This window comes from Nostoc cf. edaphicum LEGE 07299, assembly GCF_015207245.1.
Lineage (GTDB): Bacteria > Cyanobacteriota > Cyanobacteriia > Cyanobacteriales > Nostocaceae > Nostoc > Nostoc edaphicum_B.
Window position 1 is genome coordinate 1 of the sequence record NZ_JADEXF010000203.1, and the last position, 6,531, is coordinate 6,531.

Here is a 6,531-nt window from a genome sequence, read left to right on the forward strand (position 1 = left end):
ATTTATATGCTGAATTAAATTACTTAATTATTTGATATTGTAATTAATCAGAAAACAATATTTTTTTGAATCGATAATTTTGCCAAAAATCAGGCATCGGTTAAACCCTAATGTCAATTAACATAAACAGCTAATCAACTAATATCAATAAAAATTACTTAAACTAAAGATACAATTGTAAAGTTAATAAGTTGACCAGTTAGAAAAGATAGAACATATGCTGGAATTATACCAATGGGAACTCTCTCAATACTCAGAGAAAGTGCGCCTAATTCTAGATTTTAAAGGACTAGATTACCGCAAAATAGAGGTTACGCCTGGGATTGGACAAGTGGAACTGTTCCGGCTGACTGGTCAAAGACAAGTGCCTGTATTAAAGGATCGTAATAAATATATTGCGGATTCTACGGCAATAGCTAAGTATTTAGACTTAGAGTATCCCGATCGCCCCATAATACCGCAAGATCCTAAACAACGGGGTTTAACTTTATTAATAGAAGAATGGGCTGATGAGTCCATAGGCATCAAAGGTCGCAAAGCACTATTTGCAGCCGTAAGTCAAGATCAAAATTTCCGTAAGTCTTTATTACCCACCTCAACACCAGATATATTTAAAAGTCTGGTTCAAGGAGTACCTAGTGACTTACTGTCAGTGTTGGGTTTTGGCGTAGGTTATAGCCCAGATGTGATACAGTCAGCGATCGCATCTTTAAAACAAGACTTGGAAGCCTTAACGTTATTATTGGCAGATAGTCCCTATTTAACAGGAGATGAGCCGACTTTAGCTGACTTAGCGGTGGCTGGCTTATCGATATTGCTCAAGTTCCCCTCTGGGCCTTATCTGGATTTACCAGCTTCTATCAGAGGTAAAGGATTGCCAATCTTTGCCGAGAATATAGATTATGAACCATTCTTTACCTGGCGCGATCGCCTTTATGCCCAATTCCGCAAACCGTTAATTAGTACCACTCCATCAACAGGAAGTGCGCCAACCTCGATTCAGATTGATTAGATAATTGGGCATGGGGAATTGGGCATAGGAGATGGAGAAGAAAAACAAATGACCAATGACCAATGACAAATGACAAATGACAAATGACTAATCAGATGAATTCGGCACAGCCATTAGGTTCGGTCATTCAAGGTTCTCTAACTGAAGGTTTAGAAGTACGATTGCATCCTGACATTTCTGTAGAAGATATGCGGGTGGGTAAATTTCTTGTTGTGCAAGGGATGCGATCGCGTTTTTTTTGTATGCTGACAGATGTAGCATTGGGAGCTGCTAATGCCCGAATTATTGCTAATCCCCCCAATTGGGAAGACACTTTTTTACGAGATGTTTTAGCCGGAAGTGGTACTTATGGTACTATCAACCTCGCGCCGATGTTGATGTTCACTCCCGAAACTGAAGAATCTTTCTCCCCAACAAATGGCAAATCGGCAAATCCTTTCCTCCCATCGGTGACGGGTTTGGCTTCATTTGTGCCACAAACCAGCACGACAATAGAATTGTTGCCGGTGAAAACTATTCCTAGTCACTTTAGTCAAGTTTACGAAGCAAGTGTTGACGATTTTCGCCGAGTATTTGGTTGGGAAGATGACCCCCAAAGGCGCAACTTTTCCATTGGGAAACCTTTGGATATGGATGTGCCAGTTTGTATCGATTTGAATCGCTTCGTAGAACGGAGTAATGGGGTTTTTGGGAAATCTGGTACTGGTAAATCTTTTCTAACTCGGCTACTTTTAGCTGGCGTTATCCGTAAAAATGCGGCAGTAAACTTGATTTTTGATATGCACTCTGAGTATGGCTGGGAAGCTGTTGCAGAAGGTAAGAACGTCAATACAGTTAAGGGATTAAAGCAACTTTTCCCTAGTAAGGTAGAAGTTTATACCCTCGACCCGGAATCAACAAAGCGTCGGGGTGTGCGTGATGCTCAAGAACTTTATTTGAGCTATGAGCAAATAGAAGTTGAAGATATTAAGTTATGTAGCCGAGATTTAGGACTCTCTGACGCAGCCTTAGATAACGCCAATATTCTGTATAGCGAGTTTGGCAAGTCTTGGATTGTGCAGTTGCTAAATATGACTAACGAAGAAATCGAGATGTTCTGCGACGAGAAGCGCGGACACAAAGGCTCGATTATGGCGTTGCAGCGCAAACTCTTGCGGATGGATAGCTTGAAGTATATGCGAGCAGTTTGCCCCCAGAATTACATTAGTAAAATTGTGCAATGCCTGGAATCTGGGAAGAATGTTGTGATAGAATTTGGTTCCCAGTCTAATATGCTCTCTTATATGTTGGTGACAAATATGATCACCCGACGTATTCACGAGCATTACGTCAAGAAAGCAGATAAATTTCTGCAAAGCAAAAATCCGAGCGATCGCCCAACGCCATTGATGATTACCATTGAAGAGGCGCACCGTTTCCTTGACCCGGCTATCGTCCAAAGTACTATCTTTGGGACTATTGCCCGCGAACTGCGGAAGTACTTTGTCACACTTTTGGTAGTTGATCAACGTCCATCAGGCATAGATAATGAAGTTATGTCGCAAATTGGGACTCGCATTACCGCTTTGCTGAATGATGAAAAAGACATAGAGGCGATTTTTACAGGTGTATCTGGTGGTAGCGGACTGCGATCGGTATTGGCAAAACTAGACTCGAAACAACAGGCTTTAATATTGGGTCACGCCGTTCCCATGCCAGTAGTAGTACGTACCCGTCCTTATGACGCAACTTTTTACGCAGAAATTGGTGAGCCAGCCTGGGAAGAAAAACCTGACGCAGAAGTATTCGCCGCTGCGGAACTTGCCAAAGCTGACCTTGGATTTTAGATTGTCATTTGTCAGTTGTCCTTTGTCCTTTGCAAATGACCAATACTTCTCTACGAACGCGAACAGCGTGTCAGAGACAGAGATTGCGCCAACGACTTACCTCGGCTCCACTCGGCACGAGTCGCTCAGTACTAGTGACCAATGACAAATGACAAATGACAAATGACCAATTCGTGACATCCCTCCATTGTCACAGCAAATTAAGTTCGGTTATCCGGCTAGTTTTTGGCAACAGAAGAAGGGTTTTTGGCGTCACTATAGATATAGTCAGTAATTTCAAGGAAATTTAAAATTTTTTTCTATAACTGCTGCTTTTGAATTATAATGATAGGTTTTATCTAAAGATAGTTTACTATTTGCCTGATTTATCGTATCATAAGTTAAGTAGAACTCATACCGACTTCGGATTTACCCTTCGGTGTTAGTAACTGTCCAAGAGAAGAATTCTCAAAAATAACCAGCGTGCTTATAAAAGATTGAAAATTTAGGGAAGGTAGGGGAACCTATCATTGGGGCGTACCATCTTAACAACGGCTGTATCAATTAACTAATTGCTTTTGGTAGCTCCCGATATTTTGTGATAGATGTACTACTTCTCCCCATGCATTTTAGTAATAAAACATACATTATCTTTAGGAAGTAGAGGACATCGCACCAATGCCTACTGTCAATACCCAAACGGAAAACCTCAACACCAAATTCACGGCTGATATGGTGCGAACCTATCTGCGAGAAATTGGTCGTGTACCACTGCTAACCCGCGAACAAGAAATTGTCTTTGGGAAGCAAGTGCAACAAATGATGACGCTGATCGACGCCAAGGAAGCTTTGGCGAAGAAGTTGCAACGCGAACCGGATATTTCAGAGTGGGCCGATCACGTTAAACAATCGGAAACCGATGTGCAGCAAACGGTGGCACAAGGTAAGCGGGCAAAGCAAAAAATGATCGAAGCGAATTTGCGCTTGGTTGTTGCTATTGCTAAAAAGTATCAAAAGCGAAATATGGAGTTTCTGGATTTAATCCAGGAAGGAACACTAGGATTAGAGCGGGGTGTGGAGAAATTTGACCCGATGAGGGGTTATAAATTCTCGACTTACGCTTACTGGTGGATTCGCCAAGCAATTACTCGTGCGATCGCTCAACAAGGTCGGACTATTCGCTTACCGATTCACATTACCGAGAAACTGAACAAAATCAAAAAAGTGCAGCGCGAGTTGGCTCAAACTTTGGGGCGATCGCCGACTCCAGCCGAAATTGCCAAAGCACTAGAACTAGAACCTGCTCAGATTCGCGAGTACCTGAATATGGCTCGTCAACCAGTTTCTTTGGATGTGCGAGTTGGTGAAAACCAAGATACTGAGTTGCAAGAAATGCTTGAAGATGATGGCCCATCACCAGAGTATTACACCAACCAGGAATTCTTACGCCAAGACTTGAACAACCTGTTAGCAGAACTAACCCCGCAACAGCGAGAAGTTGTAGCTTTACGCTTTGGTTTAGAAGATGGTAATGAAATGTCATTGGCAAAAGTGGGTGAGAGATTGAATCTCAGCCGCGAACGCGTTCGTCAGTTAGAGCATCAAGCTTTGGCTCATCTACGTCGCCGTCGTGCCAATGTCAAAGAATACGTTGCTAGTTAAAACAACAGACGCGGAACTCCGCGTCTTCTGTACACCACCTTGGCGATCCGCCTCCTAAATTCAGGAGGCGATTTTTTTGCTGAAAACTAGGAAAAACTCGCGGGCGATTTCTATAGCAATCGGCTTTCTGAAAGTGAATAGTACTCACTGATTGAGCAATTATCAAAAATTTACAATGAATCCCATTTTGTGGGCATCTCGGCAGGTGCCCGATTCGGTATAGATGGTGGGTAGGCAGGATCAACATACCGCATCGTTACTCGCGAACACCGTTCAGTGCTATCACAACTTTTAGCCCTCCAACCCTCCAAATTGCTTGCTTGCTCGATCAAAAAAGTATCGGGAATGTAGGAGACAATCGGCATATTCGTCCCTGCATAGACGGGATTTTGTCCAGACAAAATAAATTGATCGCCAGAAGACTGAACCACCATTCTTTGTTGTACGACATCATTCTGACCATTGGAATAGCGCACATTAACGGTCATGGTGCCAGAATTTCCTGTTAAAGTCAGGAGTCCATCAAAAGATTTCCCATTTATGCGCCACTGGAGTTTCCAAATCCCATCTAGAGGAGATATTGTGGAGGCTGGGTAAGCAGAAAAACCCGATGGCGGCAGGGATTGAGCGTAGTTTACCGCCGTAGGCATTGGTATTGGCATAGCCCCGGCAATATCAATTACTGATAAAAAAGTAAACGTGCAGACTGTCGTACTCAAGCGAATTAGTTTAGTAAAGTTTAGTTTAAAGCGCCCAGTTTTCATAACTTTTTGGTGTGCTTTCTGGATAAATTTCATTAGATATCTTGCAAAAGTAACAAATGCCAAGATGTTGAGGAAAGTTTAAAGGGTAAGGGAAAATTCCATACCTTTACCCCTTACCCTTTTCCCCACTTCTGCAATAAGTCTATTAGATGAGTGTAAAGACGTTCCATAAAACATCTCTACACTCATTCCTAAATAGGTTCATTTATGACATCTGGGGCAGTTTCACCACTCGGTTGTCCGTTATTTGGTTGATTAGGAGGGGAAGTAGCGGGTGATGACTGTAAGCGTTGGAGAACGTATATTGCTTTTTGGTAACTAGCAGTATCGTTGGCTTGCTGGAATAAATTTACAGCTCTTTGTAAATCTTCAAACGCACCTTGACGATCGCCTGAATCGCGTCGGAACAAGCCGCGTTGGTAAATAGCAATGCTATTATTTGGCTCGTAACTCAGCACTGTGTTTAAATCCTGAATCGCTGCGGGTAACTGTCCCAAGCGACGCAATGTCAACGAGCGGCTGATGTAGGCTCTAGAAAACTTGGGATCGATAGTGATCGCTTGAGTAAAATCGGCGAGAGTACCTTGGCGATCGTTAAACATGGCACGAGCTAGCGCTCGGTTGAAGTAAGAATGAGGAACGTTAGGTGCAAGCCGAACAACTTGGTCAAAATCGGCAAAAGCACCTTGAGCATCTTTCAAATTGCGGAGGATAGATCCTCGGCTGTAGTAAGCTGATACATCGTAAGGATCGAAACGCAAGACGGCGGTAAAATCTGCAACTGCACCTTGCTTATCGCCTAGATAATATCGCACTACCCCTCTGTTGTAATAAGCGATCGCATTATTGGGATTGAAGCGAATTGCCTCATTATAATCGGCGACTGCACCTTGTTTATCGCCCATCTTGTAGCGGGCATTGGCGCGATTGTAATAAGCAATGCTACTCTTAGGGTCAAGAGCGATCGCTTGGCTAAAATCATTGATCGCTGCGGTACTATTACTTTTCTGGGACAGTCCCCGTGCTAAGAAATCGCTCGAAGCTTGAGGATTTTGCATCCGTTCTTGGGGTTTATCCGTACTGGGGGAGCTGTCTACCTTCAACCCAGTCAATCCAACCTGCCCAGATAAAGCGATCGCCTTTTCAATCGGAACTGCTGCACTAACTCCAGCTTTTAGCCCAGCTGATATTTGTTGCCCCGACTGGAGTTCTTTGACTTCCGTTTCTGTGTCAGCTTTACCATGAACTCCAATCACTTTACCGTCAATATCAAACACCGGCCCTCCAC

At 43.2% G+C, this 6,531-nt stretch carries 5 protein-coding genes; 3 read left to right on the plus strand and 2 right to left on the minus strand.

The features are described 5' to 3' along the window. Positions 1 to 217: 217 nt before the first annotated feature. The 3 genes from IQ229_RS08180 to IQ229_RS08190 all read left to right on the plus strand — a co-directional run bounded on the left by IQ229_RS08180 (position 218) and on the right by IQ229_RS08190 (position 4,479). Positions 218 to 1,012, plus strand: coding sequence for a glutathione S-transferase family protein (locus IQ229_RS08180; RefSeq protein WP_194042794.1), 795 nt, complete (start codon positions 218 to 220; stop codon positions 1,010 to 1,012). 95 nt (positions 1,013 to 1,107) lie between these two features. Continuing rightward, positions 1,108 to 2,838 carry a helicase HerA domain-containing protein gene (locus IQ229_RS08185; RefSeq protein WP_194042798.1) on the plus strand — a complete coding sequence of 577 codons (1,731 nt, stop codon included), beginning with the start codon at positions 1,108 to 1,110 and terminating at the stop codon, positions 2,836 to 2,838. A 657-nt stretch (positions 2,839 to 3,495) separates the two neighbouring features. After that, on the plus strand, positions 3,496 to 4,479 hold the full coding sequence (locus IQ229_RS08190) for an RNA polymerase sigma factor, RpoD/SigA family (protein ID WP_194042795.1): 984 nt from the start codon (positions 3,496 to 3,498) through the stop codon (positions 4,477 to 4,479). 170 nt (positions 4,480 to 4,649) lie between these two features. On the opposite strand, the gene IQ229_RS08195 is transcribed toward IQ229_RS08190, so the two are convergent. Next, positions 4,650 to 5,276, minus strand: a complete 627-nt coding sequence (locus IQ229_RS08195; protein ID WP_194042796.1) for a hypothetical protein — start codon at positions 5,274 to 5,276, stop codon at positions 4,650 to 4,652. 158 nt (positions 5,277 to 5,434) lie between these two features. Further along, a partial coding sequence (locus IQ229_RS08200; protein ID WP_228013299.1) for a tetratricopeptide repeat protein occupies positions 5,435 to 6,531 on the minus strand: 1,097 nt, incomplete at its 5' end.